Raw genomic sequence first — 26,557 nt, 5'->3', positions numbered from 1 at the left:
CTGTACGGGGCTACAGGCGCACTACATCCGCATTCCAAACGCGATTGGCGACAATTTACAAAATGAATTGTTGACAATAATTATGTCGGTTCTAAGATGATCAACATGCGAGCGAACACATCATGTCCGACCCAAACATCAGCGCTTCATTGAACGTCAACGGCACGGCAAACGCCGAGTCGATTGCCGAGAACATTCGCGCCGCGATCCTCGAGCATCGCCTCGCGCCCGGCGCCAAGTTGACGGAAGCGCAATTGTGCGAAGTATTCGAAGTGAAGCGCGGGACGGTGCGTCAGGCGCTCGTGCAACTCGCGGGCGAGCGGCTCGTCGATCTGGAGCCGAATCGCGGTGCGTTCGTCGCGAGTCCGACGCTTCAGGAAGTGCATGAAGTGTTCGAGATGCGGCGGATCATCGAAATGGCGGTGGTCGAACGTATTTGCAGCGGTCACGGCACGCGGCGGCTGAAGTCGATCAGCTCGACCATCGGACGCGAACGCCGCGCCTTCGAAAGCCACGATTTCACGGCGTGGATCCGGCTTTCAGGCGAGTTTCATACCGAACTCGCCGCGCTCACCGGCAATACGGTGTTGTGCGAATGCCTGTCGGGACTCGTCGCGCGTTCGACGCTGATCTCGGCGCTGTACGAATCGCTCGGCAAGAGTTCGTGCTCGTTCGAAGATCACGAAGAGATTCTCGCGGCGCTCGATGCGGGCGACAGCGCGAAGGCAACGGAACTCATGGCGCGGCATCTGCGCGACGTCGAATTGAAGATGCTGGAGCGGCCTGCGCGCGGCGCGGTCGATCTGCGGGAAGTATTTGCAAAGCCTGTCGAGCGGAACAAGACGCCCGGCATGTGACGGAAGGCAAGCCGGCCAGGACCGGCGCCGTATCAAAGTAATGGAGACCGCGCCCCGCCAGAGGGCGCGTGACAGCAGAACCGATGACCTGCGTGCGCCTTCATGCGCAGCATGCGGCCGCACTGAACTAAGCGCTCCAACGAGCGCATGAAAAGCCGTCCCGGCGTCGTTTCGAGGGCTCGCGCGCAGCACGAGCCGGGCGAAGCACTGTCGGGAGACATTCGACAATCACGAAGAATACCGCGCATCAAATGCGAAGGTATCCGAATCGATTTGTACTGCGTGAAACGCGCTCGAACGCACGCACCGGAATTTTCATTACCCCAGTTGCCTTTCTCATCTAAGGAGAAGTCATGGCCCAGTTCAGTGCAGCATCCAGTGAGAGCACGCTGCCGCCGTACGGCGAGCAAGCGGGCGGCCACGAGTCGCATCTTCCCGCAGGCTACAGCGACCGTCTCTACAACGAAGACCTCGCGCCGCTCAAACACCAGACCTGGGGCGCGTACAACATCTTCGCGTTTTGGATGTCGGACGTGCACAGCGTCGGCGGCTACGTGTTCGCCGGCAGTCTCTTCGCGCTCGGCCTGACGAGCTGGCAGGTGCTGGTGTCGCTCTTGATCGGCATCGGGCTCGTGAATGCGCTCTGCAATCTCATCGCGAAACCGAGCCAGCAAGCGGGCGTGCCGTATCCGGTCGCATGCCGCGCGACCTTCGGCGTGCTCGGCGCGAACATTCCCGCCGTGCTGCGCGGACTGATCGCGGTGGCATGGTACGGCATCCAGACCTTCCTCGCGTCGAGCGCGCTCGTGATCGTCGTGCTCAAGTTCGTGCCGCAGTGGATGCCATATGCGGACGTGCACAAGTACGGCTTCGTCGGCTTGTCGGCGCTCGGCTGGGCCGGCTTCATGCTGCTGTGGGTATTGCAGGCGGTGGTGTTCTGGCGCGGCATGGAGATGATCAAGAAGTTCATCGACTTCGCCGGTCCCGCCGTGTATGTGGTGATGTTCATTCTCGCGGGCTACATGGTGTGGCGCGCGGGGCTGAAGAACATCGGCCTGAATCTCGGCGGCGTGAAGTATCACGGCACGGAAGTGATCCCCGTGATGATCACCGCGATCTCGCTCGTCGTCTCGTACTTCTCGGGGCCTATGCTCAACTTCGGCGACTTCTCGCGCTACTGCAAGAGCTATCGCAGCGTGAAGCGCGGCAATTTCTGGGGCCTGCCGGTCAACTTCCTGGCGTTCTCGCTCGTCACCGTCATCACGACCGCGGCGACGCTCCCGGTCTTCGGCCAGCTCATCACCGATCCGGTGGAAACCGTCGGCCGCATCGATCATCCGACGGCCGTGATCCTCGGCGCGCTGACCTTCACCATCGCGACGATCGGCATCAACATCGTGGCGAACTTCGTGTCGCCGGCCTTCGACTTTTCCAACGTCGCGCCGCGTCACATCAGCTGGCGCATGGGCGGGATGATGGCCGCGGTCGCGTCGATCTTCATCACGCCGTGGAATCTCTTCAACAATCCGGCGGTGATCCACTACACGCTCGACGTGCTCGGCAGCTTCATCGGACCGCTCTACGGCGTGCTGATCGTCGATTTCTTCCTGATGAAGCGCGGCAAGCTCGTCGTCGACGACCTGTACACGGTCTCGGAAACGGGCCGCTACTGGTACACGAAGGGCGTGAATCGCCGCGCGGTGGCGGCGCTGTTGCCCGCTGCGGCGATTGCGGTGGCGTGCGTGATGGTTCCGTCGCTCGACGGTGCCGCGAACTTTTCGTGGTTCGTCGGCGCGGGACTCGGCGCGGTGTTTTATTGGTTCCTGGCAGACCGGAAGGGTTCGAACTAACCTGAGAGAAAGCGCGGGCGATGTGCGCCCGCGCTGCAAAGGAAAGTACAAAGCGGCACCACAGCGGCACTAAAGCACGAGAAGGAGCAGGGCCATGAGAATCAAGCTGATCAACCCGAACACGACGCAGCGCATGACCGAATCGATGGGCCGTTGCGCGCGCGAGGTCGCCTCTCCGGGCACGGACATCGTCGCGGTGAGCCCGACGATGGGACCGCCGTCGATCGAAGGCTATTACGACGAAGCGATCGCCTCGCTCGGCCTGCTCGCCGAAGTGGAGGCGGGCGAGCGCGAGGGCTTCGACGGCTATGTGATCGCGTGTTTCGGCGATCCGGCGCTGTATGCCGCGCGCGAACTGGCGCGCGGTCCGGTGATCGGCATTGCCGAGGCCGCGATGCACGCGGCGAGCGTGATCGCGCCGGGCTTTTCGGTCGTCACGACGCTTGCGCGAACCTGCGGCATGGCGTGGCATCTGGCGGAGCGCTACGGCATGACGCGCTTTTGCAAGAACGTGCGCGCGACCGACGTCGCGGTGCTCGACCTCGATGTGCCGGGGTCCGCTGCGCGCAACATCATCATCGACGAATGCCGCCGGGCGCTCGACGAAGACGGCTCCGACGCAATCGTGCTTGGCTGCGCGGGCATGGCGGAGTTCTGCCACGAAGTGGAGGATGCGATCGGCGCGCCGGTCGTCGAGGGCGTGACGGCCGCGGTCAAATGGGCCGAGGCGCTGATCGGGCTGAAGTTGCACACGTCCAAACGCGGCGACTTCGCGCGGCCGCTCGCCAAACGCTATGACGGCGTGCTCGCTGACTACAGCCCGCGTGACGCGGCGGCTCACATACACCGCAAGTGACCCGCACTATCTGCGTGGCCGTATGGGCGCACGGGGGTGTTTTCGCTAAACTGGACCATCGCTTTTCCGCTCATCGTCATTCTCTTCATCATCGCCATGTCAAACGACCCGAACTATCCGCGCGACCTGACCGGCTACGGCCGTAACCCGCCGCAGGCGAACTGGCCGGGGCGTGCGCGCGTCGCCGTGCAGTTCGTCCTGAACTACGAAGAGGGCGGCGAGAACTGCGTGCTGCACGGCGATCCGGGCTCGGAGCAGTTTCTTTCGGAGATCGTCGGCGCGGCTTCGTATCCGTCGCGGCACATGAGCATGGAGTCGATCTACGAATACGGATCGCGCGCGGGCGTCTGGCGCATCCTGCGCGAGTTCGAGAAGCGCAAGATGCCGCTTACCATCTTCGGCGTCGGCATGGCGATCGAGCGGCATCCGGAATTGGCACGAGCGTTCGTCGAGCTGGGGCATGAAATCGCGTGCCACGGCTACCGGTGGATTCACTATCAGGACATGTCGCCGGAGCGCGAGGCCGAGCACATGCGCCTCGGCATGGAAGCGATCGAGCGCGTGACGGGCGTGCGTCCGCTCGGCTGGTACACGGGCCGGGACAGTCCCAATACGCATCGGCTGGTGGCGGAGTACGGCGGCTTTCTCTACGACTCCGACAACTACGGCGACGACCTGCCGTTCTGGACGGAAGTCGAAGTGACGGGCGGCAACAAGACGCCGCATCTGATCGTGCCGTACACGCTCGACACCAACGACATGCGCTTTGCCACGCCGCAGGGCTTCAACACCGGCGATCACTTCTTCACGTACCTGCGCGACGCGTTCGACGTGCTCTACGAAGAAGGCGACGAAGCGCCGAAGATGCTGTCGATCGGTATGCACTGCCGCCTGCTCGGACGCCCGGGGCGTTTTCGCGGACTGCAACGCTTTCTCGATCACATCGAAAAACATGACCGCGTATGGGTGACGCGTCGCGTGGATATCGCGCGGCACTGGCGCGAACATCACCCCTATCAAGGCGGCAACGACACCAACGGGACGACGGCATGAAGGCGATGCAAACCACACTCGATCAACTCAACGCGCTGCCCGCCGAAACCTTCGTGACGGTGCTATCGGGCATCTTCGAGCACTCGCCGTGGGTGGCCGAGGCGGCCGCTTCGCAGCGGCCGTTCGCGAGCGTCGACGCGCTACACAAGACGATGTCGGGCGCCGTGGAAGCGGCGAGCGAAGAGAAGCAGCTCGCGCTCATCAACGCTCACCCGGAGCTTGCGGGCAAGGCCGCGGTGCGCGGCGAGCTCACCGAGGAATCGACGCGCGAGCAAAGCGGCGCGGGCCTCGATCTCTGCACGCAGGAAGAGTTCGACCGCCTGCAGGCGCTCAATGCCGCGTATCGCGAGAAGTTCGGTTTTCCGTTCATCCTCGCCGTGCGTGGCTACGACCGTCACGGCATCATCGCGAACTTCGAAAAGCGCGTGAATCACAGCCGCGCCGAAGAGCTTCGTGCGAGTCTCGAACAGATCTACCGGATAGCGCGCTTCAGGCTTGATGATCTGATTCAATGAGCTGAACGGCTGATCCGCTTTTCACCGCAGAACGAACAAGGACGAAGACAATGGCAATCCCGACACTCGATCCCAACGCGCCCGAATTCACGCGCCGCTTTGTGAATCTCGCGGACCCGCGTCTGGGCGCGGCGGCCCTCGAAGCAAGCGACGATTTTTTCGCGCCGAAAGAGCGCATGCTGAACCCGGAACCGGCGGTATTCATCCCCGGCAAGTTCGACGATCACGGCAAGTGGATGGACGGCTGGGAAACGCGCCGCAAGCGTTCGACGGGCTACGACTGGTGCGTCGTGAAGCTTGCGCGTCCGGGCGTCATCAAGGGCATCGACCTCGACACGAGCCACTTCACCGGCAACTTCCCGCCGGCCGCTTCGATCGAAGGCGCGCACGTCGCCGACGGCGCGCCGAACCAGTCCACCCAGTGGACCGAGATCGTCCCGTCGACGACGCTGCAAGGCAACAGCCATCATTACCTGGAAGTCAGCGTCGAGCAGCCGGTCACGCACCTGCGCGTGAACATTTACCCGGACGGCGGCATCGCGCGTCTGCGGGTGTACGGCCAGCCGCAGCTCGACTGGAGCAACGCGAGCAAGAGCGAGTTGTTCGACCTCGGCGCGATGGAAAACGGCGCGTATCTCGTCGGCACGAACAACCAGCACTTCGGGCTCGCCTCCACGCTCCTGATGCCGGGGCGCGGCGTGAACATGGGCGACGGCTGGGAAACGCGGCGCCGTCGCGAGCCGGGCAACGACTGGTGTATCGTCGCGCTCGCGCAGCCGGGTGTCATCAAGAAGATCGAAGTCGATACCGCGCACTTCAAGGGCAACTATCCGGACCGCTGCTCGCTGCAGGCGGCGTATGTGACGGGTGGCACCGACAGCTCGCTCGTCACGCAGGCGATGTTCTGGCCGGTGCTGCTCGGCGAGCAGAAGCTGCAGATGGACAAGCAGCATTTCTTCGAATCGGAACTGGCGGCGCTCGGCCCCGTGACGCACGTGCGCTTCAACATCATCCCGGACGGCGGCGTATCGCGTCTGCGTCTCTTTGGAACGCTCGCATCATGAAAAAGCTCGCCATCGAACCGTTGACGCGTGCTGCGTTCGAGCCTTTCGGCGACGTCATCGAACTCGATGGCGCGAAGCAGATTCCGATCAACCTCGGCACGACGATCCGCTTTCACGATCTCGCGCATATCGACGTCGAGGAGCAGAACGGCCGGCCGCTCGTGAACCTCTTTCGGGGCCAGCCGCGCGTGCTGCCGTTCGAAGTGAAGATGATGGAGCGGCATCCGCTCGGCAGCCAGGCGTTCCTGCCGCTCAACGACAAGCCTTATCTCCTGGTCGTGGCGCCTGTCGGCGATCTCGACGAAAGTGCGATTCGCGCGTTCGTCACGCGCGGGTGGCAGGGCGTGAATTACGCGAAGGGCGTCTGGCACCATCCGCTGATCGCGCTCGACGAAGTGAGCGACTTCATCGTCGTGGATCGCGGCGGCGACGGGCTCAATCTCAACGAGCAGGATCTGCGCGAATCGCTGTGGCTTACGGAGGACGCGATGCGTTGATCCGCGAAGCAGGCAAGGCAGCAAGAACCAAGGACCGGAAACGGTCCTTTTTCTTTACGCAGCGGCTGATGAACACGCCGCCACGGTCGTGGCATTACAATCTCCTTTCGGCGCACCGCATCGCGGTGCGATCGAACCGGCGTGCGTCGCATCGATTCACACGCCGCGGCAGACAAGGAGGATAGACAATGCAGATTGAACAGCAGAAAGAACACGTGTGGCTGATGAAGCTGTGCGGCGAATGGACATCGAAGGGCGAGATGGCGGGGGAGCCGGGCAAGCTACCGGAGACCTGGGCATCGACGGAGCGCGTCAGCCCGGTCGGCGACATCTGGGTGCAGTGCGAAGGGCGCACCGAAATGAAGGACGGCACCATCGGCACGACCGTCATGACGCTCGGCTACGATCCGGCGACGAAGGAATTCGTCGGCAACTTCATCGCGTCGATGATGACGCACATGTGGATCTACGAAGGCACGCTCGATGACGGCGAAAAAGTGCTGACGCTCAACACCGAAGGTCCGGATTTCGGCAAGCCGGGCACGTATGCGAAGTACAAGGACGTGATCGAGATCATCGACGACGACCATCGCACGCTGACGAGCTGGATGCATACCGACGACGGCAACTGGAACCAGATCATGCGCGCGGACTACCGGCGCAAGAAGTAAAACAAGGCCATGAATCTGCATTCATGGCCTTGTTTCAAGCGAGAAAACCGCTTACTTCACCGCGCCGCCATCGAACCATGCGGCGATCTTCTGACGTTCCGCGTCGGTCATCTGCGTGACGTTGCCAAGCGGCATCGCCTTCAGCGTCACCGCCTGCTGATGCACGCGCTTCGCATTCTGCGAGATTTCGTCAGGCGTATCGAGCATCACGCCAGCCGGCGCGCTGCCCATCATCGTCGGATGCGCGGAGTGGCACGACGCGCAGCGCTGCTGGATGATCGGGGCGATGTCGGCGACCTTGATCGCCGGCGCGCCCGCTGCCTGCGCAACCGGTACGGTCGGCGCCGGCATCGTCCACGCGAACGCGCCCAGCACCAGCACGAGACCCGCGACCGGCATGTACCACAGCACCTGTCCGCGATGGCGCATCACGAAGAACTGCCGGATCAGCGCGCCCGCCAGCATGATGAGCACGAGAATCAGCCAGTTGTACTTGTGCGTGTAAGTCATCGCGTAGTGGTTCGACAGCATCGCGAACACCACTGGCAGCGTGAAATACGTGTTGTGCACCGAGCGCTGCTTGCCGCGCTTGCCGTAGATCGCGTTCGGCGTTTCGCCCTTGAGCATCGCCGCGACCATCTTGCGCTGGCCCGGAATGATGACGAAGAACACGTTCGCCGACATGATCGTCGCGATCATCGCGCCGGTGATCAGGTACGCGGCGCGCCCGGCGAACACGTGGCACGCGATGTACGCCGCGATCAGCACATACACGCCGACGCAGATGCCGAGCAGCTTGTCTTTGGTGCCGAGCACACGGCACAGCGAGTCATACACGATCCAGCCCGCCATCAGGAAGCCGAGCGCGGCCGATACGGCGACGACCGGTCCCATGTCGAGGACGTTCTTGTCGATGAGATACGTGCTCGGCGACAGCAGGTACAGCACGAGGAACAGGCCGAAACCCGACATCCACGTGGTGTAGGACGGCCAGAACGACCAGTGCAGGTTCTCCGGCATGTCTTGCGGCGCGACGGAGTACTTCTGCATGTGATAGAAGCCGCCGCCGTGCACGTGCCAGAAATCGCCGAACACGCCGCGTCGCTTGGCATTCGGGTCCTGCGGCGGTTTCAGACTGTTGTCGAGTGCGACGAAGTAAAACGACTCGCCGATCCACGCGATCGCGACGATGACGTGCAGACAGCGCAATACGAGATTGAGCCAGTCGGTGACAAAACCTTCCATGAACTCCTCCAACCGATTGTGTCGCGCGGCGGTCAGGGGACATGACGCCGGCCGCGCTTATAGATATGCGTTCTAGCTTCCGCGATACGTGCTGTACGCCCAGGGCGAGACGAGCAACGGCACGTGATAGTGCGAAGTCGAATCGGCGATCCCGAAGCGCAGCACCACGCGATCGACGAAGCGCGGTTCCGGCACGTTCACGCCGATCGCCGCGAAGTAATCGCCCGCGTGGAACACGAGCTCGTATTCGCCGATGACGAGTGCGTCGCCTTCGAGCAGCGGCGAGTCGCAGCGGCCGTCGTCGTTGGTGAGGGTGGTTTTGAGCGCGCGGCGGGTGTCGCCCGAGAGCGCGAAGAGTTCGACCTTGATGCCGGCGCCGGGTCGGCCGTGCGCGGTGTCGAGCACATGGGTTGTGAGCTTGCCCATTCGCATGTTCCTTGTGTTGTGCGATGAACGGCTGCGCATCGATCCAACCAACTGCGTCGGCGGCGGATCGAGGCTCCACTCGTGAGTGGCTACATACCCGTCGGCGTGATCAGATGCGCGCCGTGTACAGCATTTTAGAAACTTGCGCGCCGCCGTGCGCCCGCGATAGGAAAGATAATCCACGGCACATGACAGCGGCGCGTAAGCATCTGGAGTTCGTTATGCGCTTCAAACGGTCACGGCTACCGGGCGATGCTACCTGCGCCAAAATTCGCGACTATATTGGGGGCGTGAAGGCGACTATGGCGGCGTTCACATTGCCAGCGGGATTTTGGCAACCGACATTGAGGCCTCGCGCAGAACGGCTGTGCGTCCCGAAGACGGCGATCGACGCTGGGTAACCGGGGCTTTTCTCTCACCCTTGTTGTCCCCGCCGATAGGGAGATCGACCGTATGGAACCACGCGCCAAAACGCTGCTCGTCAAAAACGCTCAGGTGCTCGTCACGATGGATGGCGCGCGCCGCGAGATTCGCGACGGCGGCATGTTCATCGAAGGAAACCGGATTGTCGCGGTCGGCGCGACGGGCGAACTGCCCGACACCGCCGACGAAGTCCTCGACATGCGCGGCCATCTCGTGATGCCGGGCCTCGTCAACACGCATCACCACATGTATCAGAGCCTGACGCGCGCGATTCCCGCCGCGCAGAACGCCGAGCTGTTCGGCTGGCTCACGAATCTGTACAGGATCTGGGCGAACCTGACGCCCGAGATGATCGCGGTATCGACGCAGACGGCGATGGCCGAACTGCTGCTTTCAGGCTGCACGACGTCGAGCGACCATCTCTACCTCTACCCGAACGGCAGCCGGCTGGATGACAGCATCGCCGCGGCCCGCGAGATCGGCATGCGCTTTCACGCGGCGCGCGGCAGCATGAGCGTCGGCCAGAAGGACGGCGGCCTGCCGCCGGATTCGGTCGTCGAAAAGGAAGACGCGATCCTGAAGGATACGCAGCGCCTGATCGAAACGTATAACGATGAAGGCCGTTACGCGATGCTGCGGGTCGTCGTCGCGCCGTGCTCGCCGTTCTCGGTGAGCCGCGAACTGATGCGCGATTCGGCGGTGCTCGCGCGGCAATACGGCGTCTCGATGCATACGCATCTGGCCGAAAACGTGAACGACGTGGCGTACAGCCGTGAGAAGTTCGGCATGACGCCCGCCGAATACGCCGAGGATCTTGGCTGGGTCGGCCACGACGTGTGGCACGCGCACTGTGTTCAACTGGACCGCGCGGGCATCGACCTGTTCGCGCGCACCGGGACGGGCGTCGCGCATTGTCCGTGCTCGAACATGCGGCTCGCCTCCGGCATCGCGCCGATCCGCGCGATGCGCGACGCGGGCGTGCCGGTCGGAATCGGCGTCGACGGCTCGGCGTCGAACGACGGCGCGCAGATGGTCGGCGAAGTGCGCCAGGCGCTTTTGCTGCAACGCGTCGGTTTCGGGCCGGATGCGATGACCGCGCGCGAAGCGCTCGAAATTGCGACGCTCGGCGGCGCAAAAGTGCTCGGCCGCGACGATATCGGCGCGCTCGCGCCCGGCATGGCGGCGGATTTCGTGTCGTTCGATCTGTCGCAGGCGACGTTTGCGGGCGCGTTGCACGATCCGGTCGCGGCGCTCGTCTTCTGCGCGCCGTCACAAGTGGCGACGAGCGTGATCGACGGAAAAGTCGTCGTGCGGGAAGGGCGGTTGACCACGCTCGAACTCGGAACGCTGGTCGAGCGGCACAACCGGCTCGCGGGCGATCTGGCGAACGCGGCCTGATCGAAAAGCTGGCCGGCGCATGAGCGGCGGCCGGCGGAAATCAAGGCTGATCGATGAGCGAGCGCGTCGCCTCGCCGACGAGCCCGCGCAGCCAGCGCACTTCGTCGGAGTAATGACAGCGCTCGTGCCAGAGTTGGTAGTACTGCATCGGCGGGAAGTCGAGCGGCGCCGGCACCACGGCGAGCGGCAAAAAGCGCGCGTAGTGATCGGCGAAAAGGCGCGTCGTCGTGAAGACGAGGTCGGACTTGATCAGCACGTAAGGCGCGAGATTGAAGTAAGGCAGCGTGACGACGACATGGCGCTTCAACCGCTCGCGCGCCAGATGCACGTCGATCGCACCGCGCTGGCCGACGGAATAGGGCGTCGGCGCGAGATGCGGCGCGTTCAGGTACTGGTCGAGCGTGAGCCCGCCGCGTTTCGCGAACGGATGCGTGTTGGAAACGAGACACACGATCTTGTCGACGAAGAGATTCGACAGGTGCAGCTGCTCCGGCGGCTCCGGCCAGTTGCCGACGACGATATCGAGCTTGCCGTCTTCCAGCGCGAGTTCGTAGTCGAACGCGGGGCCGAGCGAATGGAATTCGAGCGTGGCGTTGGGCGCGGCGATGCGAAAGCGCTCGACGACCGTCGGCACGAAGAGCACGTTCAGGTAGTCGGGACAGCCGATGCGATAGCACCGCACGGAGGTCGCCGGATCGAAGTTGTGCTGCTGGACCTTGATGCGCTCGATTTCGCGCAGCGCGTTCTGGGTCGGTTCGAGCAGGCGCAGGCCGTATTCCGTCGGCACCATGCCGGACTTGCCGCGCACGAGAAGGGGATCGCCGGTGATGTCGCGCAAACGCCTGAGCGCCGCGCTGATGGCAGGTTGCGACTGGTTCAGCTTGACGGCCGCGCGCGTGACGCTGCGCTCCATCAGCAAGGTGTGCAAGACGCGCAATAAATAGGTATCGATCGCCTCGCGCTGCTGACTCATGTTATCTCCGGTATATGTTCTGGCTGATCGACAACGGTGTGGACCATATCATTTTTAATATGACACAAAGATTGCGTCAAGGTGGGCTTACCCGCAAACACTGGCTTGGCGAGGTGTCCCCGGCTTTTTTGAGTTATCGACGGATGGCGTCGAATTCGGTATCTTCTGCCCGCGGTCCGGTTTGCCTCCTGGGCGAACCGGCCTTTCGAATCACGGCATTGCGCACTTTCTGATCTCATGGGCGACGCTACCTCCACCTCCAATCCGCCGCCGCGTCTTTCGCTCACCGGCATCAGCAAGCAGTACCCGGCCGTCAAGGCCAACGACGACGTCACGCTCGTCGTCATGCCCGGCGAGATTCACGCCGTGCTGGGCGAAAACGGCGCGGGCAAGTCGACGCTGATGAAGATCATCTACGGCGCCGTGCGGCCGGACGAAGGCGAGATCCGCTGGGAGGGGCAGCCCGTCGAAATCGGCAGCCCGGCGGCCGCGCGCAAGCTCGGCATCGGCATGGTGTTCCAGCACTTTTCGCTGTTCGAGACGCTGACGGTCGGCGAAAACATCGCGCTCGCGCTCGACGACAAGTACGACCTGAAGACGCTCGCCAAGCGCATCCGCGAGGTGTCGGCGGATTATGGGCTCGACGTCGATCCGCAGCGGCACGTCCATAGCCTCACGGTCGGCGAGCGGCAGCGGGTCGAAATCGTGCGGTGCCTGTTGCAGAATCCGCGTCTGCTCATCATGGACGAACCGACTTCCGTGCTCACGCCGCAGGCGGTCAAGAAGCTCTTTACGGTGCTTCGGCGGCTCGCGTCGGAGGGCTGCAGCATTCTCTATATCAGCCACAAGCTCGACGAAATCCAGGCGCTCTGCGAAACCGCGACCGTGATGCGCGGCGGCCGCGTGACGGGCAGCGTCGATCCGAGGAAGGAAACGCACGCGTCGCTCGCGCAACTGATGGTCGGGCATTCGCTGCCCGGCTACACGCGGCGCGCCCACACGCCGGGCGACGCGCGGCTCGTCGTGAAGGGTCTGTCGGTGGCGAGTCCCGATCCGTTCGGCACGTCGCTCGACAACGTCTCGTTCGCCGTGAAAGCCGGAGAAATCTTCGGGATCGCGGGCGTGTCGGGCAACGGCCAGGCGGAACTGCTCGCGTCGCTTTCGGGCGAAATCCGCGACCGGCACGTCGCCGCCGACGCCGTCACGATCTGCGGCAAGCCCGCCGCGCGCCTGTCGGCCGGCGCGCGCCGCTCGCTCGGCTTCGCCTTCGTGCCGGAAGAGCGGCTCGGACGCGGCGCGGTGCCGGCGATGTCGCTGGCCGAAAACGGCCTCTTGACCGCGTATCGCGAGAACATGGTGAAGGGCGGCTGGATCAGCACGAAGGCCGTGCGCGCGTTCGCCGACCGCTGCATCAAATCGTTCGACGTGCGCTGCGGCGGCAACGGCGCGCTCGCGCAGAGCCTGTCGGGCGGCAATCTGCAGAAATTCATCGTCGGGCGCGAGATTCTGCAGGAGCCGAAGGTGCTGGTCGTCGCGCAGCCGACCTGGGGCGTCGACGTCGGCGCGGCTGCGTTCATCCGCCAGCAGTTGCTCGACCTCGCGGCGCGCGGCGTCGCGATCCTCGTGATCTCCGAGGAACTGGAAGAACTCTTCGACATCTGCGACCGGCTCGCCGTGCTCGCGCGCGGCAAGCTCTCGCCGGTGCGCGCGACGGGCGAGACCAACGCGGAAGAAATCGGCCTCTTCATGGCAGGACTTTTCGACGGCAAGCGCGCCGAGCCCGCCGCCATCGACTCAATCAACAAGTAACGACGATGATCTTTCCCTACCGACTCGAAGCGCGCCCGACGCCGTCCCGCGCGATGCAGCTTGCCGTTCCGCTCGTGGCGGCGGTGGCGACGCTCGTCATCGGCTTCCTGATTTTCAGCCTCGTCGGGCAGGACCCGTGGCGCGCGATGCACGCGTTCTTCGTCGAGCCGCTCTCGAACGTGAACGGCTGGTCCGAGCTCGTGCTGAAGGCGTCGCCGCTTTGCCTGATCGCCCTCGGGCTCGCGGTCGGCTATCGCGCGAACGTGTGGAACATCGGCGCGGAAGGGCAGATGCTGCTCGGCGGGATCGTCGCGGGCGGCATCGCGATCCATCTCGGCGACGCCTCCGGCTGGTGGACGCTGCCGCTGATGATGCTGGGCGGCGTCGTCGGCGGGATGGCGTGGGCGGCGATTCCCGCGCTGCTCAAGAGCCGCTTCAACACGAACGAAATCCTGACGAGCCTGATGCTCACCTACGTCGCGACGCAGTTGCTGATCTATCTCGTGAGCGGCCCGTGGCGCGATCCCGAAGGCATGAACTTCCCGATCTCCGCGATGTTCGTCGACGACGCGCTCTTTCCGCGTCTCTACGGCGACTGGCACTGGGCGTGGCTGAAGGGCACGCGGATCAACGCGTCGGTGTTCCTGACGGCGATCGCGATTCCGCTCGTCTGGGTGTTCATGAGAAAGAGCTTCGCGGGCTACCGGATGAACGTGGGCGGACTGGCGCCGCTCGCCGCGCGCTACGCGGGCTTCTCCGACAAGAAAACGATCTGGACCTCGCTCCTGCTCTCGGGCGGCCTCGCGGGTCTCGCGGGGATGGGCGAAGTGGCGGGGCCGATCGGCCAGTTGCAGGCAGGCTGGTCGCCGGGATACGGCTTCACGGCGATCATCGTGGTGTTCGTCGGACGGCTGCATCCGCTTGGGATCGTGCTGGCGAGCTTGCTGATGGCGCTCCTGTATCTCGGCGGCGAAGCGGTGCAGACGTCGCTGCAACTGCCGCAGGCGCTCGCGGGCGTGTTCCAGGGCCTGTTGCTGTTCTGCCTGCTCGGCGCCGATCTCTTCGTCAACTATCGCGTGCGGCGCCGGGTATCGGCCCATCACGCGGCGCACTCCTGAATTTCGAAGGACTCACGAGATGGATATCAACCAGGCCAGCACGCTCGCGTCGAGCGCGGTCGTCGCGGCGATTCCGCTGATGTTCGCGGGCGCGGGCGAACTCGTCGCCGAGAAGTCGGGCGTGCTCAATCTCGGCGTCGAAGGGATGATGCTGATGGGCGCGGTCAGCGGCTACGCGGTCACCGCGATCACGGGCAATCCGTGGCTCGGCATCGGCGCGTCGATGCTCGCCGGGCTCGCGATGTCGCTGCTGTTCGGCTTTCTCACGATCACGATGCTCGCCAATCAGGTCGCGACGGGCCTCTCGCTCACGATTTTCGGCATCGGCTTTTCCGCTTACATCGGCAAGCCGTACACGTCGGCGGCGGTGCGCGCGTCGATCGAGGTGATGCCGATTCCCGGCCTCGCGTCGATCCCGGTGCTCGGGCCGGCGTTCTTCACGCTGACGCCGCTCGGCTATCTCGCGTTCATCATGTTCGGCGTGATCGGCTGGTTCCTGTACCGCACGCGCGCGGGGCTCGTGCTGCGCTCGGTCGGCGAATCACCGGCGGTCGCGCATTCGGTGGGCTTTCCGGTCGTCGGCGTTCGCTACGGCGCGACGCTCTTCGGTGGCGCGATGGCGGGCATCGGCGGCGGCTACTACTCCATCGTCTATCTGCATATCTGGCAGGAGCAACTGACCTCGGGACGCGGCTGGATCGCGCTGGCGCTCGTCGTGTTCGCGACGTGGCGTCCGGGGCGCCTCATGATCGGCGCGTTGCTCTTCGGCGCGGTGATGGCGCTGCAGTTCTACGCGCAGGCGATCGGCGTGCCCGTGCCGACGCAGTTCCTCGCGATGCTGCCGTATATCGCGACGATCGTCGTGCTGGTCCTCATCTCGCGCAATCCGAACACGATCAAGCTGAACGCGCCGGCGTCGCTCGGTAAGCCGTTCCTCGCGGCGAGCTAAGCGGGCGTTTGCAGCCGGTGTTGTACATCGGCTGCACGCGCGGCGCTTCGGGCTCCGCTCCCATTTTTGACAGACGAAACTGACGCACGGCGTCTCGAACCCATCCGGCTTTTCACAAACAACATCGACCAGGAGAATCACAATGAAGAAATCATGGCTGAACGCGCTGACGGCTGCGTCCACCGCAGTCGCGCTGTCCGCCACGCTTGCGGCAGCGAGCGCCCGCGCGGCCGACGCGCCGGGCATCGCGTTCGTCTATCTGGGCAATCCCGGCGACGCGGGCTGGACGTTCGCGCACGACGCCGGCAGCAAGGAAGCCGAGGCGAAGTTCGGCAGCAAGGTGAAGATCGCGCGCGTCGAGAACGTGCCGGAATCGGCGGATTCGGAGCGCGTGTTCCGCGATCTCGCGAACAAGGGCAACAAGGTCATTTTCGGTACGAGCTTCGGTTATCAGGACTTCCAGTTGAAAGTGGCGAAGGACTTCCCGGACACGATCTTCCTGACGGCCACCGGCTTCAAGAAGGCGAAGAACTTCGGCACCTACGACGTGCGCATGTACCAGGGCGCGTACCTCGCGGGCGTCGCGGCGGGCTACGTGACGAAGACCAACACGCTCGGCTTCGTGGCATCGGTGCCGATTCCCGAAGTGATCCGCAACATCAACGCGTACACGATGGGCGCGCGTTCGGTGAATCCGAAGATCCACACGAAGGTCATCTGGATCAACAGCTGGTTCGATCCGGGCAAGGAAAAGCAGGCCGCCGAGACGCTCATCGGCCAGGGCGCCGACGTGCTGCTGCAGAACACCGACTCGAATGCGACGCTCGCGACGGCTGCGGAAAAGAAGGTTTTCGCGTTCGGCTGGGATTCGAACATGAAGAAGTTCGGCCCGAGCGCGCATCTGGGCTCGGTCGTCGCGCACTGGGGCGTGTATTACAACGCGGTGATCCAGCAAGTGCTCGATGGCAAGTGGAAGAACGATCCGGTGTGGCTCGGGATGCCGCAGAAGGCAGTGGACCTCGAAGACCTGAACAGCACGGCGATCCCCGCGAAGGCGATGCAGGCGGTTGCCGCGAAGCGTGAAGAACTGCACGGCGGCAAGTGGGACGTGTTTGCCGGTCCGATCAAGGATCAGTCGGGCGCGGAGAAGGTTGCGGCGGGCAAGACGCTCACCGATCCGGAACTGCAGCGCATCAACTGGTACGTGGAAGGCGTGGACGGGTCGTTGCCGAAGTAAGTGCGTGCGGCCGGGCTTCGACGGCCGGCCGCCGGTGCAGCACCCAAACGAAAGGCCGCGCTTCGCGAAAAGCGCGGCCTTTTCACATGAGCGTCACGCCTGATTTCAGTCCTCGAGCCGCAGCCCCACCTTCAGCGTGACCTGCCAGTGCAGCACCTTGCCTTCCTCGATATGCCCGCGCGTTTCCAGTACTTCGAACCAGTGCATGTTACGCAGCGTCTTGGCCGCCTTCGTCAGCGCGACACGCACGGCATCGTCGCTCGACTGGGTCGAGGAGCCGGTGAGTTCGATCATCTTGTAGACGTGTTCCGACATGGTTTTCTCCTTGGAATGAAGCGGATTGACGTTGCATTGGTGAATATGCAACGGTGCAGCAGCAAGGCGTGCGCCACGGATTTGCTGACCGTGCTTCGGGGATCGGCGTGCGGCGTGCGTGAACTCAATTAAAGGACACGAACGAGCGACGGTGAAGAGAGGATTTGGCGGACCGGGCCGCAGGGATGCGCTGAGACTGCAACGCTTTGCACGCTTCGAATTGACACCGACGCGATCGCTCACGGTTTAGGCCGCGTCGCAAGACGCGGCGTGTTCCGAAGACGATTTGTCGGCGGTAATTGAAGTGTTGAAGTCGCCTGGACGCCAGCACGCCAGGCGACCGTGCGATGGCGCTCAGCGCAGCGGCCGCGATGCCGCGTCGCCCGCATCCTGCCGGCGCGTGCCGCGACGCGTGCGGGTCGTTGCCGATGCACCGAATTCGCTCAGGATCTGCGAACGGGCGCGGCTTGCGAAGACGAGGAAACCGAAGCCGTTGGCCTCGTACCAGTAGCCGCCGTTCTCTAGACCGTCGAGCGGCTGTTCGAGCGCATTGGTGATGGATTCGATGCAGCGCCGGTGCAGTTCCTCGGTGGCGGGATAGGGCGGCTGCGCGCCGCGCACACTGCACAGCAGCACGTCGAGCCCGGGCAGAACGTGTGCATAGAGCACGGGTTCGTCCTGGGCGCGGGCGCGCGCGATCTTCGTGTCGAGTTGACCGAACGCCTTGAAATGACGAAGCACGGCGAGAAACGACTCGTCCCCGTCGGCCTTCACGCGCTTACGCTTTTTCGGGAAGGACATAAAAATTCGCCTGAAAAAGAATTGCAAGAAACGCAGCGTCCTCATGCGGCCACTCCCGTCTTGCGGGCCGTACATCGATCTTTGCACGTCGATCTTTTATAGCACATCGAAGTGGTCGGTTCACGGTGATTCGGGAAGGGCGCTGCACGTCGCCGGCGATGTTTCTCCGACGATGCGCCACGCGCACGAATCGTGCCGAAGACCTGCGGCGGCTCGCTTGGCATCAGTCTCAATAATAGTCCCGCAATTCCGCGTGCGACGAAAAATCTCGCAGAAAAAAGATGCATCGCCCACCAACGCGCGTGCCGCAGACGCAAAAAACCCGCGCCGTGGCGCGGGTTCGGTGGCAAGGCGTACAGACGAAACCTTTGAGCGGCGCCAATGCGCCGGTTCAGTGCGGAACCGGCACCGGCCGCGGCCAGGAAAAATTCAGACGCGCGGCGAGCCCTTCAGCGAATCGCGGATCTCGCGCAGCAGCAACACGTCTTCGGGCGTGGCGGCCGGCGCCGTTTCGGCGGGCTTGCGAAGGTTGTTGATGAACCTGACCATCATGAAAATGATGAACGCGAGGATGATGAAGTTGATCAGCACCGTAATGAACGAGCCGTATCCGAACACCGCGACGCCCGCTGTCTGCAGGTCCTTGTACGAGCCGGGATTGCCTTTGAACGTCTCCGGTATGGGGCCTAGCCGGACGAACAGGTTCGAGAAGTCGAGCCCGCCCGTCGCGAGCCCGACGACCGGCATGATGAGATCCTTGACGATGGAGTTCACGATGGTCGAGAACGCGCCACCGATGATCACGCCGACGGCGAGGTCCATGACGTTGCCCTTCAGGGCGAAGTTCTTGAATTCCTCAATCATGCTCATGCGCGGCTTCCTCCAGTAAAAGTTCGCTTGGATCGGCACGAGCGGGCCGCAAGGGCCGTGCCAATGATAGAGCGGGTAATTATTCCTCGGACTCGTTCATTCGCTCGGGTCTTCGGAGCAATGATAGCCGCTCGATTTACATGGCGTGCGCGGTTTTTTCCGGGCCGGTGATCCGGACGCGGCTACTTCTCCAGCACCGCCGCCACGATGCGCCCCTTCGCGATCGCCGCGACGAACGCCGCGTGGTCGGCGACCGTCTGCGTGCCGTAGCGCTCGGCCCACCCGGCATAGGCGGCATCGAGCTTGTCGGAACTGCCGCAATAGCCGGCGATGAGCGCGGCGTCGCCGGTGCGGGCATGGGCGCGCGCGAGCAGCAGGCCGAGACACCACGCGTAGAAGTCGAAGGTCGCGCCGTGCAGCCAGTCGACCGGAATCGAGCCGCGCATGTCCTTCATTTGCCGCACGTAGAAGTCGCGGCCCGAGATGGTCGTCCAGCCGAGCAGCGCATCCGACGAACTCTGCAAGAGGCGCTGTCCGTGCACGACGCGGCGTCCCTGATGGCGGAACGGCTCGTCGAGCGGCGGCACGAAGGGCGCCGCCGCCGGCACGATGCCTTCCTTCACCTGGATGAAAAGCGGGTCGCCGAGCGCGCGGCCGATCAAGAGCACGAGATACGCGCGCGTGCCGACGCTGCCCACGCCCACCACGCGATGCGCGACGTCCGCCACGTCGTAGCGCTCGAGCATCATGCGCCATTCGCCCGCGATGGTCAGCAGATACGCCTTCAGCCCGTCGACGACGTGATTGCGCTCGGCGGCGTCGAGCTTCGTGAGGATCGGCGGATCGTCCTTGAAGCGCCAACTCTTGCCCGCCGGCTCCGCGACTTTCGCGAGCATCGTCGCGTGGGAGCGCTTCATCGCGCGCTCGACCGTTTTTTCGATGGTCGCGCGCTCGGCCGCGTTCAGGTGCGTCGGGGCGTCGATGTGCGTGGCGCTTGCGTACGAGCGCATCTGCCAGAGGTCGTAGGGGCTCACCTGCGCGAGTTCGGCCATCGTCGTGCGGTAAGCGGCACAGGCCGAGCGCACCGCGCGGGCGCGGCCTTCGGCGTCGACGCCGTTTTCGCGCGCCGCCACGTTGATGCTCGCCGTGAGCCGCTTGAGGTCCCACTCCCAGGGCGCGACGAGGGTTTCGTCGAAATCGTTCAGGTCGAACACGACATCCTGGCGCGGCGTGCGAAAGAGGCCGAAGTTGCTGACGTGCGCGTCGCCGTCGATCATCACGTTGTGGCCGATCGACGGTGACTGCGCGAGATCCCACGCCATCACGGTCGCCGAGCCGCGCAGGAACGCGAACGGAGATTCGGCCATGCGCGCCATGCGCAGCGGAATCAGCCGCTCCTGGCGGCCCGCGTTGACGGCGAGCACGCGTTCGACCGGGTCGGGGCGGCCGGGGGCGGGGTGCCAGTCGGCGTGAGCGTCGAATGAGACGGCATCGCGCAGGGACCGGCCGGTCGCGCGGCTTTCGTCAGCGGTTCCGCCCGCTGCATGCCGGTTGGACGGGGAATCCTTCGTCGAGCTGGCTGGGGTCGGCAAGCGCTTTCTCCTTGAGGGGTTGTCTTGTTTCGCAGGGCGCGTCGCGGGTTTCGTTCCTGTGCGCACTTGCGCGCGCGATACGTGTACGTTTTACAGCGGGGTGCGTTGAGGTTTACACCGTTTTGATGTTTCTGTGCTTATGTGGAACTCGCTTTCCCAAGAGCCGTTGCAAGAAGCACAAGCGACCCCGGGCACGTAACCTGCTTAACTCGACCGCTCGGAGCCGCACGAGGCTGCCCAACGTCCGCACCGATCGACATTTCAACGCGGCGCATCACCATTACCGAGAAACACCACCTCATGCCGAACGATATCCGCATTGCAGAAGGTTCGCCGTTTCCGCTCGGCGCCACGTGGGACGGCGAAGGCGTCAACTTCGCGCTCTTTTCAGCGAACGGGACGAAAGTCGAACTGTGCCTGTTCGACGAGAAGGGCGAAAAGGAACTGGAACGCATCGAATTGCCGGAATACACGGACGAAGTCTGGCACGTCTACGTGTTCGGGCTGAAGCCGGGCGCCGTGTACGGCTATCGCGTGCACGGGCCTTACGAGCCCGAAGCGGGGCATCGGTTCAATCCGAACAAGCTGCTGCTCGACCCGTACGCGAAAGCGCACGTCGGCGAACTGAAGTGGGACCCGGCGGTGTTCGGTTACACGCTCAACGCCGACGGCGACGATCTCACCTTCGACGAACGCGACAGCGCGCCGTTCATGCAGAAGTGCCAGGTCGTCGACCAATCGTTCACCTGGACCCACGCGACGCGCGTACGCGTACCGTGGGAACACACGATCTTCTACGAAACCCACGTGCGCGGCTACACGAAGCGCCATCCGGCCGTCCCGGAGCACATGCGCGGCACCTTCGAAGGCCTCGGGCAGAAGGAAGTCATCGAGCACATCAAGAGCCTCGGCGTGACCTCCGTCGAGTTGCTGCCGATCCACGCGTTCGTCAACGACAGCCATCTGCTCGACAAGGGTCTCACCAACTACTGGGGCTACAACACGATCGGCTTTTTCGCCGCCGATCCGCGCTTCTTCTCGCGCGGCCCAGGCGTCGTCGCCGAGTTCAAGGAGATGATCGACCGGATGCACGAGGCCGGGCTCGAAGTGATTCTCGACGTCGTCTACAACCATACGGCCGAAGGCAACGAGCGCGGCCCGACGCTCTCGTTTCGCGGCATCGACAACGCGTCGTACTACCGTCTGATGCCCGACGAACCGCGCTACTACATCAACGATACGGGCACCGGCAACACGCTGAACCTGTCGCATCCGCGCGTGCTGCAAATGGTCACCGACAGCCTGCGCTACTGGGTCACGGAGATGAACGTCGACGGCTTTCGCTTCGACCTCGCGACGATTCTCGGGCGCGAGCCGTACGGCTTCGACGAAGGCGGCGGCTTTCTCGATAGCTGTCGTCAGGACCCGATCCTGTCGAGCGTCAAGCTCATCGCCGAGCCGTGGGATTGCGGCCCGGGCGGCTATCAGGTCGGCGGTTTTCCGCCGGGCTGGGCGGAATGGAACGACAAGTATCGCGACACGGTGCGCTCGTTCTGGAAGGGCGACGACGGCGTGGCCGCCGAACTCGCGACGCGCATCACCGGCTCGGGCGACAAGTTCAACCACCGCGGACGCCGTCCGTGGGCGAGCGTCAACTTCATCACCGCGCACGACGGCTTCACGCTCAACGATCTCGTGTCGTACAACGACAAGCACAACGAGGCGAACGGTGAGGACAACAAGGACGGCCATTCCGACAACAAGTCGTGGAACTGCGGCGTCGAAGGCCCGACCGACGACCCGGAAATCCGCGCGCTGCGCGAGCGCCAGAAGCGCAACATGCTCGCGACGCTGCTGTTCTCGCAGGGCACGCCGATGGTGCTCGCCGGCGACGAGTTCGGCCGCACGCAGCAGGGCAACAACAACGCGTATTGCCAGGACAACGAGATCAGCTGGGTGGACTGGGAAGGCATCGATGACGACGGCCGCGCGCTGACCGAGTTCGTCCGCAAGCTGACGACGCTGCGCCATACGCTGCCGGTGCTGCGTCGCGGGCGGTTCCTCACGGGCGAGTGGCGCGAGGACCTGCAGGTGGCCGATGTCAAGTGGCTGAGCCCGTCGGGCGACGAACTGACGCCCGAGCAATGGGACGACCCGTCGATGCGCTGCTTCGGCCTCGTGATCGACGGCCGCGCCCAGGCGACCGGGATTCGCCGGCCGGCGTCGGATGCGACGCTGCTGCTCGTCGTGAACGCGCATCACGATGTCGTGGATTTCACGCTGCCGGACGTGCCGGGCAGCGATCAATGGAGCTGCCTTATCGACACCAACGCGCCGATCCGCGAGGAACTGGAAGACTTCGATTCGGGCGCGGTCTATCAGGTGACAGGGCGCTCGCTCCTGCTCTTCGCGCTGCATGCGCGCGGCGCGACGCGGCGCATCTTCAAGCGGCTGGAAGAAGCGCTGACCGATGAAATCGAGCCGGAGGGCGAGGCGTCGAAGAAGGAATAAGCGAGGGCGTTCGACGCGTTATCATGCGGGGCTGCCGCTGGGGGATGCCCCTGCGGCATGTCCCGCTTTTCCATTGACGCAAGCGCCTTCCGAACGATGAACGAAACAGCCACGCCAGCCCGACCCTGCCTGCGCCCAGCGACATGATTCTTCACGCCATCGTGCGCGTTGCGGGTTGGGACCAGTTGGAGCGCGTGTGGGAGTTCATCGTCGGGTTCTTCAAGTTTCTGTGGGCGCTGTTGCGCTTTCTCGGCGGCGGTTGAAGCGCGAACTGACGCAACAATGAAAAAGGCTCCGGTCATCACACCGGAGCCTTTTGCTTATCTACCAACGTCGGCGAATCCGAATCAGGTATCGCGCCAGTTGTCATCGTTGTTGCCGAGATCCACGCCGCCGCCGCCACCGCCGTCGTTCCAGTCGTTCGAGCCATTGCCGAAGTCGAGTCCGCCGCCGTCGCTGCCGCCATTGCCTCCGCCGTTGCCGAACGTGTTGTCGGGCGCCGGGCGCTCAATCACCCGGTCACGCCCGTGCGACAGCGCTTCGCCGAGCAGCACGCCCGTCAGCAATCCACCCATGCCGCCGCCAAAACCGCCGCCGCCCTGCTGGATGATGACGGGCCCTTGTTGCTGCGGATAAGGCTGCTGCGGCGGATAGGGCCCTTGCTGGTTGCGTCCGAAACGCTCGGCTTCCTGCGCGTACACGGAGTCGCCTTCGCGTGCTGAAGCCGCAGCGGCATTCGCGGCATTGGGATCCGGCCGTCCTTCCGCGCGCGCTTTCAGGCTCTCGACGCGGTTGGCGAGGTCCTCGACCTGATACGGCGGCACCGGGTTCTTCGCATTCGACAGCGCTTCGACCAGTTCGCGCAATTGCGTCTCGACGCCCTCGACGTCCTTCAGCAGCGCTTCGTGCCCGGGCGCTGTGGACAGCCGCACATCGAGCTTGAGCGTGCGCACGTCGTTGAGCAGTTCGGTCGCGCGCTTCAATTGCGTGCGGCGATCGTCGTTGGCGCGGCCGTCGTCGCGCGCGCGGGCGCGGCGCAGACCCCAGCGCAACACGAGCGCGATGGCCGCGAACAGCACGGCGAAGCCGACCCACGCGCCGACCGACGGCCCATGTTTTTCCTGCACCGGCGCCGGCACGGGCGCCGGGTTGAACGGATTTTGCGCGACCGAGCCGGTCTGGTTCGCCTGCTGCCCGCCGCCGGGCACGTTGGCGACGACGTTCGCGCGATTCGCGTCGCCGCGAATGCGCGCTTCGGTGGCCGCGAAACGCATCGGGTCGGTGAACTTGAGTTGCGGATCGAGCGACTTCGCCTGCCGCAGATGGGAGAGGGCGTCGTCGTAGCGGCCCTCGCGATCGAGCACCTGCGCATAGAGATAATGCGCGTGCGCATTGTTCGGATGCGCCTGCAGGACTTCGGTCAGACCGGCGTCGGCTTTCTGCCAGTTGCCCTGCGACATCGCCTGCTCGATCTGCTGGGCGGTCGGCACCGCGAACGCCGCAGAAGCGACGAACAGCAGCGACGCCGCGACAGCCGTCAAATATTTTTTCATGATGCGGGCCGGGCGCGATGAACGCCCGCCTCCTGTCGATCCCAATCGATGACACATTCCAGTGCGACGCGCGCCGAGCCGATAAGTTCGCCGCGCGCCGCCCGGTACAGCCTCGTCGAGCTTACTGCGACGGCGAGTTCAACTGTTTCTTCAGCGCTTCCAGCCGGTCCTCGACCGACGGGCCGCGGTTGAGCGCCGCGAGCTTGTCGTCGAGCGCCTTGCCGGACTTCTGGTCGGCGGAATTCAGGCGAGCGTCCGAGCGGGCGTTCGCGAGTTGCACCTTGTCTTCGAGCTTCTGGAAATCCTCCGACAGATTTTTCCCGCCGATGCCGCCGAGTGCGGTCGCCGCGACGTCCTTTGCCTGGGCGATCTGCTGCTTCGCCTGCAGGATGTTGGAGCGCGCGTTCAGGTCGTTGCGGCGTTGGCGCATGTCGGCGATCTGTTGCTTCAGATGATCGACCGACGGTTCGAGCGTGGCAAGCTCTCCGGCGAGCGCGTCGCGCTCGGTTTCCGCATTCGCCTGCGCGGCGAGCGCCTCGCGGGCGAGCCCTTCGTCGCCCGTTTGCAGCGCGCGCTTTGCGCCGTCTTCGTACTTCTTCGCCTTGTCGGCGGCGACGTCGCGCTTGCTTTGCTGGGTCGCGACCTGCGCCTCAATCTCGATCAGCGCGTTTTCCGCCTTCGCGATGCTGTCGTCGAGTTCGCGCACGATCTGGCGCGAGTCGCGCGACGGGTCCTGCATCGTGTCCGCGGCGTCGTTCAGCAGACCCTTGACGGTGCGCGTGATGGAATCCAAAAGCGACATGTGTTTCTCCTTGATGAAGGCGGCGGATCGCCCGAGGCTGCCACGCGGCGCTCGTGCGCGATCCGCGCCACGTAAGTTCGGGCCGGGCGCGCGGATTGCAAGCACAAGCTTCAATAAGACGCGCAGCCTGGGTCGGATGCTGTTTCTCGCGTCGTCTATTAGAGCACGATGCAGCTTAAGCGGGTCTTAATCGACCGGGCGCGCAGCGTTAAGGAATGTAACGGCAGGCGCGACGCGGAAAGCCGCGTAGGCGCCATCGAACGCCATCGGATGAGCCAGCGGAACGTCGAGTCGAAGGTGCTCGTCGTAGCGTTCGCGGTCGGGGCCGTCGTGTTTCTCGCGCTCGATGCGCTTTGGGTCGGGGTCGTGGGGCGCGGTCTCTGTCAGCGCGAGATCGGCGCGTTATTGGTGGAACGGCCGAACTTCGCGCGGCGGCCGTGTTCTACGTCCTGTATCTCGCCGCGATGACGTATTTCTGCGTGATGCCCGGTCTCGTCCTGGGTCGCGTGCCGATGCGTTTCGTGTCCTGGCACATGACACCGACGTTCATTGCTCCGAATGGCCGCCCGTGAGGGACGCGCCTTCGCCTTCGTCGGAATCGGAGTCGCCGGGGTCGGCCGGTTCAGTGGAGTGCGGCGATTCGGCTTCGGGCTGCGCCTTCGCCAGCGCCGCCTTGTGCGCGGCGGCTGCATTCTGCGACGCATTCACCGCGGCGGTCTTCGCTTCGCGCGCCGCGGCTTTTTCCGCGACGTGACGCAACGCGACGTTCAGCGCATCGGGTGTTTTCGGCGCGCGCAGGCGCTCGACGAGACCGGCCACCTTGATCTGCTCGCTCGTGGCATTGAAATTCAGGACGGCCCGCCGCATGAGTTCGCTCACGCTGATGCCGAGTCCCTCGGCAGTGTTGCTGATGGCGAGTTTCTGCGCGGGTGTCACGAAAACAACGATGCGTTCGCTGGGTTTGGTAGACATGAGCGGCTCGCAAACAGTAAGGCGATTGCAAAGAAGCGATGCGACAAAGTTACCGCAAGACGGCTCGCCGGCCGCGTTCGTTCTACCTCTTAACGACGCAGCCCGACGCATCCATCATATCGTTTTGTGCTTCCGTGCGGGTGGTCCGGCGGGTTCGAACCGAAATCGCGGCACACGCCAAAAGTGGCGCGCGCTCAATG

Annotated in this window: 25 protein-coding genes; 15 read left to right on the top strand and 10 right to left on the bottom strand. The window is 64.2% G+C overall.

Annotated elements, in window-relative coordinates; all coding sequences use genetic code 11:
* Positions 1-122 precede the first annotated feature (122 nt).
* The 8 genes from AWB66_RS15390 to AWB66_RS15355 all read left to right on the top strand — a co-directional run bounded on the left by AWB66_RS15390 (position 123) and on the right by AWB66_RS15355 (position 7,363).
* A complete protein-coding gene (locus AWB66_RS15390; protein WP_087631125.1) occupies positions 123-857 on the top strand; it encodes a GntR family transcriptional regulator in 735 nt (244 codons plus the stop codon).
* Between the two features lie 353 nt (positions 858-1,210).
* On the top strand, positions 1,211-2,707 hold the full coding sequence (locus AWB66_RS15385; protein WP_087631124.1) for an NCS1 family nucleobase:cation symporter-1: 1,497 nt from the start codon (positions 1,211-1,213) through the stop codon (positions 2,705-2,707).
* Between the two features lie 94 nt (positions 2,708-2,801).
* Positions 2,802-3,563 (top strand): aspartate/glutamate racemase family protein, encoded by a 762-nt coding sequence (locus tag AWB66_RS15380; RefSeq protein WP_087631123.1) that lies wholly within the window; start codon positions 2,802-2,804, stop codon positions 3,561-3,563.
* 96 nt (positions 3,564-3,659) lie between these two features.
* A complete protein-coding gene (gene puuE, locus AWB66_RS15375; protein WP_087631172.1) occupies positions 3,660-4,616 on the top strand; it encodes an allantoinase PuuE in 957 nt (318 codons plus the stop codon).
* A complete protein-coding gene (gene uraD / locus AWB66_RS15370; RefSeq protein ID WP_087631122.1) occupies positions 4,613-5,131 on the top strand; it encodes a 2-oxo-4-hydroxy-4-carboxy-5-ureidoimidazoline decarboxylase in 519 nt (172 codons plus the stop codon). The genes puuE and uraD overlap by 4 nt, the downstream gene beginning before the upstream one ends.
* A gap of 50 nt (positions 5,132-5,181) precedes the next feature.
* Positions 5,182-6,195, top strand: a complete 1,014-nt coding sequence (gene alc, locus AWB66_RS15365) for an allantoicase (RefSeq protein ID WP_087631121.1) — start codon at positions 5,182-5,184, stop codon at positions 6,193-6,195.
* Positions 6,192-6,692 carry an ureidoglycolate lyase gene (locus AWB66_RS15360; RefSeq protein ID WP_087631120.1) on the top strand — a complete coding sequence of 167 codons (501 nt, stop codon included), beginning with the start codon at positions 6,192-6,194 and terminating at the stop codon, positions 6,690-6,692. Before alc ends, AWB66_RS15360 begins: the two co-directional genes overlap by 4 nt.
* A gap of 188 nt (positions 6,693-6,880) precedes the next feature.
* The gene (locus AWB66_RS15355) at positions 6,881-7,363 is read left to right on the top strand and encodes a DUF1579 domain-containing protein (RefSeq protein ID WP_087631119.1); all 483 of its coding nucleotides are present in this window, start codon (positions 6,881-6,883) and stop codon (positions 7,361-7,363) included.
* Between the two features lie 51 nt (positions 7,364-7,414).
* Here AWB66_RS15355 and AWB66_RS15350 read toward each other — a convergent pair whose 3' ends face one another.
* Positions 7,415-8,608: a urate hydroxylase PuuD gene (locus AWB66_RS15350; RefSeq protein WP_087631118.1), complete on the bottom strand. Its 1,194-nt coding sequence runs from the start codon at positions 8,606-8,608 to the stop codon at positions 7,415-7,417.
* 72 nt (positions 8,609-8,680) lie between these two features.
* On the bottom strand, positions 8,681-9,034 hold the full coding sequence (uraH, locus tag AWB66_RS15345) for a hydroxyisourate hydrolase (RefSeq protein WP_087631117.1): 354 nt from the start codon (positions 9,032-9,034) through the stop codon (positions 8,681-8,683).
* Between the two features lie 453 nt (positions 9,035-9,487).
* Between uraH and AWB66_RS15340 the strand changes: the two genes are divergently transcribed.
* Positions 9,488-10,855 carry an 8-oxoguanine deaminase gene (locus AWB66_RS15340; protein ID WP_087631116.1) on the top strand — a complete coding sequence of 456 codons (1,368 nt, stop codon included), beginning with the start codon at positions 9,488-9,490 and terminating at the stop codon, positions 10,853-10,855.
* A 40-nt stretch (positions 10,856-10,895) separates the two neighbouring features.
* Here AWB66_RS15340 and AWB66_RS15335 read toward each other — a convergent pair whose 3' ends face one another.
* The gene (locus tag AWB66_RS15335; protein ID WP_062636860.1) at positions 10,896-11,828 is read right to left on the bottom strand and encodes a LysR substrate-binding domain-containing protein; all 933 of its coding nucleotides are present in this window, start codon (positions 11,826-11,828) and stop codon (positions 10,896-10,898) included.
* A gap of 237 nt (positions 11,829-12,065) precedes the next feature.
* Between AWB66_RS15335 and AWB66_RS15330 the strand changes: the two genes are divergently transcribed.
* The 4 genes from AWB66_RS15330 to AWB66_RS15315 all read left to right on the top strand — a co-directional run bounded on the left by AWB66_RS15330 (position 12,066) and on the right by AWB66_RS15315 (position 16,941).
* Positions 12,066-13,637, top strand: a complete 1,572-nt coding sequence (locus AWB66_RS15330; RefSeq protein ID WP_087631115.1) for an ABC transporter ATP-binding protein — start codon at positions 12,066-12,068, stop codon at positions 13,635-13,637.
* A 5-nt stretch (positions 13,638-13,642) separates the two neighbouring features.
* Positions 13,643-14,755, top strand: coding sequence for an ABC transporter permease (locus tag AWB66_RS15325; RefSeq protein WP_087631114.1), 1,113 nt, complete (start codon positions 13,643-13,645; stop codon positions 14,753-14,755).
* Positions 14,756-14,774: 19 nt separating this feature from the next.
* Positions 14,775-15,704, top strand: a complete 930-nt coding sequence (locus AWB66_RS15320; RefSeq protein WP_087631113.1) for an ABC transporter permease — start codon at positions 14,775-14,777, stop codon at positions 15,702-15,704.
* A gap of 142 nt (positions 15,705-15,846) precedes the next feature.
* A complete protein-coding gene (locus AWB66_RS15315) occupies positions 15,847-16,941 on the top strand; it encodes a BMP family ABC transporter substrate-binding protein (protein ID WP_087631112.1) in 1,095 nt (364 codons plus the stop codon).
* 105 nt (positions 16,942-17,046) lie between these two features.
* Here AWB66_RS15315 and AWB66_RS15310 read toward each other — a convergent pair whose 3' ends face one another.
* The 4 genes from AWB66_RS15310 to AWB66_RS15295 form a co-directional block, all read right to left on the bottom strand.
* Positions 17,047-17,256 (bottom strand): dodecin, encoded by a 210-nt coding sequence (locus tag AWB66_RS15310; RefSeq protein WP_087631111.1) that lies wholly within the window; start codon positions 17,254-17,256, stop codon positions 17,047-17,049.
* 354 nt (positions 17,257-17,610) lie between these two features.
* On the bottom strand, positions 17,611-18,102 hold the full coding sequence (locus tag AWB66_RS15305; RefSeq protein ID WP_087631110.1) for a hypothetical protein: 492 nt from the start codon (positions 18,100-18,102) through the stop codon (positions 17,611-17,613).
* A gap of 384 nt (positions 18,103-18,486) precedes the next feature.
* Entirely contained in the window at positions 18,487-18,927 is a 441-nt protein-coding gene (gene mscL, locus AWB66_RS15300) for a large conductance mechanosensitive channel protein MscL (protein WP_087631109.1), read from the bottom strand.
* A gap of 182 nt (positions 18,928-19,109) precedes the next feature.
* Positions 19,110-20,519: a DUF2252 domain-containing protein gene (locus tag AWB66_RS15295; RefSeq protein ID WP_087631108.1), complete on the bottom strand. Its 1,410-nt coding sequence runs from the start codon at positions 20,517-20,519 to the stop codon at positions 19,110-19,112.
* 300 nt (positions 20,520-20,819) lie between these two features.
* Between AWB66_RS15295 and glgX the strand changes: the two genes are divergently transcribed.
* Complete coding sequence (gene glgX, locus AWB66_RS15290) at positions 20,820-23,030, top strand: glycogen debranching protein GlgX (RefSeq protein ID WP_087631107.1); 2,211 nt, start codon at positions 20,820-20,822, stop codon at positions 23,028-23,030.
* Positions 23,031-23,377: 347 nt separating this feature from the next.
* On the opposite strand, the gene AWB66_RS15285 is transcribed toward glgX, so the two are convergent.
* Positions 23,378-24,583, bottom strand: a complete 1,206-nt coding sequence (locus AWB66_RS15285; RefSeq protein WP_087631106.1) for a tetratricopeptide repeat protein — start codon at positions 24,581-24,583, stop codon at positions 23,378-23,380.
* Positions 24,584-24,704: 121 nt separating this feature from the next.
* A complete protein-coding gene (locus tag AWB66_RS15280; protein WP_087631105.1) occupies positions 24,705-25,385 on the bottom strand; it encodes a PspA/IM30 family protein in 681 nt (226 codons plus the stop codon).
* A 270-nt stretch (positions 25,386-25,655) separates the two neighbouring features.
* On the opposite strand from AWB66_RS15280, the gene AWB66_RS15275 reads away from it, so the two are divergent.
* Positions 25,656-25,853 (top strand): DUF2177 family protein, encoded by a 198-nt coding sequence (locus tag AWB66_RS15275; RefSeq protein WP_087631104.1) that lies wholly within the window; start codon positions 25,656-25,658, stop codon positions 25,851-25,853.
* 78 nt (positions 25,854-25,931) lie between these two features.
* On the opposite strand, the gene AWB66_RS35105 is transcribed toward AWB66_RS15275, so the two are convergent.
* Positions 25,932-26,357: a plasmid mobilization protein gene (locus AWB66_RS35105; RefSeq protein ID WP_087631103.1), complete on the bottom strand. Its 426-nt coding sequence runs from the start codon at positions 26,355-26,357 to the stop codon at positions 25,932-25,934.
* Positions 26,358-26,557 lie beyond the last annotated feature (200 nt).

Source organism: Caballeronia telluris (genome assembly GCF_001544495.1).
GTDB classification, from domain to species: Bacteria; Pseudomonadota; Gammaproteobacteria; order Burkholderiales; family Burkholderiaceae; genus Caballeronia; species Caballeronia telluris.
This window is presented reverse-complemented; position numbering and strand designations above follow the sequence as displayed.

Bases quoted from the DNA above. Each gene is read 5' to 3' on its own strand.
- AWB66_RS15355 (WP_087631119.1), top strand. From the start codon at position 6,881: ATGCAGATTGAACAGCAGAAAGAACACGTGTGGCTGATGAAGCTGTGC.
- AWB66_RS15315 (WP_087631112.1), top strand. From the start codon at position 15,847: ATGAAGAAATCATGGCTGAACGCGCTGACGGCTGCGTCCACCGCAGTC.
- AWB66_RS15385 (WP_087631124.1), top strand. From the start codon at position 1,211: ATGGCCCAGTTCAGTGCAGCATCCAGTGAGAGCACGCTGCCGCCGTAC.
- AWB66_RS15305 (WP_087631110.1), bottom strand. From the start codon at position 18,102: ATGAGGACGCTGCGTTTCTTGCAATTCTTTTTCAGGCGAATTTTTATG.
- uraH (WP_087631117.1), bottom strand. From the start codon at position 9,034: ATGGGCAAGCTCACAACCCATGTGCTCGACACCGCGCACGGCCGACCC.
- AWB66_RS15340 (WP_087631116.1), top strand. From the start codon at position 9,488: ATGGAACCACGCGCCAAAACGCTGCTCGTCAAAAACGCTCAGGTGCTC.
- AWB66_RS15280 (WP_087631105.1), bottom strand. From the start codon at position 25,385: ATGTCGCTTTTGGATTCCATCACGCGCACCGTCAAGGGTCTGCTGAAC.
- AWB66_RS15285 (WP_087631106.1), bottom strand. From the start codon at position 24,583: ATGAAAAAATATTTGACGGCTGTCGCGGCGTCGCTGCTGTTCGTCGCT.
- glgX (WP_087631107.1), top strand. From the start codon at position 20,820: ATGCCGAACGATATCCGCATTGCAGAAGGTTCGCCGTTTCCGCTCGGC.
- AWB66_RS15335 (WP_062636860.1), bottom strand. From the start codon at position 11,828: ATGAGTCAGCAGCGCGAGGCGATCGATACCTATTTATTGCGCGTCTTG.
- alc (WP_087631121.1), top strand. From the start codon at position 5,182: ATGGCAATCCCGACACTCGATCCCAACGCGCCCGAATTCACGCGCCGC.
- mscL (WP_087631109.1), bottom strand. From the start codon at position 18,927: ATGAGCATGATTGAGGAATTCAAGAACTTCGCCCTGAAGGGCAACGTC.
- AWB66_RS15310 (WP_087631111.1), bottom strand. From the start codon at position 17,256: ATGTCGGAACACGTCTACAAGATGATCGAACTCACCGGCTCCTCGACC.
- AWB66_RS15330 (WP_087631115.1), top strand. From the start codon at position 12,066: ATGGGCGACGCTACCTCCACCTCCAATCCGCCGCCGCGTCTTTCGCTC.
- AWB66_RS35105 (WP_087631103.1), bottom strand. From the start codon at position 26,357: ATGTCTACCAAACCCAGCGAACGCATCGTTGTTTTCGTGACACCCGCG.
- uraD (WP_087631122.1), top strand. From the start codon at position 4,613: ATGAAGGCGATGCAAACCACACTCGATCAACTCAACGCGCTGCCCGCC.
- AWB66_RS15350 (WP_087631118.1), bottom strand. From the start codon at position 8,608: ATGGAAGGTTTTGTCACCGACTGGCTCAATCTCGTATTGCGCTGTCTG.
- AWB66_RS15320 (WP_087631113.1), top strand. From the start codon at position 14,775: ATGGATATCAACCAGGCCAGCACGCTCGCGTCGAGCGCGGTCGTCGCG.
- puuE (WP_087631172.1), top strand. From the start codon at position 3,660: ATGTCAAACGACCCGAACTATCCGCGCGACCTGACCGGCTACGGCCGT.
- AWB66_RS15275 (WP_087631104.1), top strand. From the start codon at position 25,656: ATGAGCCAGCGGAACGTCGAGTCGAAGGTGCTCGTCGTAGCGTTCGCG.
- AWB66_RS15325 (WP_087631114.1), top strand. From the start codon at position 13,643: ATGATCTTTCCCTACCGACTCGAAGCGCGCCCGACGCCGTCCCGCGCG.
- AWB66_RS15380 (WP_087631123.1), top strand. From the start codon at position 2,802: ATGAGAATCAAGCTGATCAACCCGAACACGACGCAGCGCATGACCGAA.
- AWB66_RS15360 (WP_087631120.1), top strand. From the start codon at position 6,192: ATGAAAAAGCTCGCCATCGAACCGTTGACGCGTGCTGCGTTCGAGCCT.
- AWB66_RS15390 (WP_087631125.1), top strand. From the start codon at position 123: ATGTCCGACCCAAACATCAGCGCTTCATTGAACGTCAACGGCACGGCA.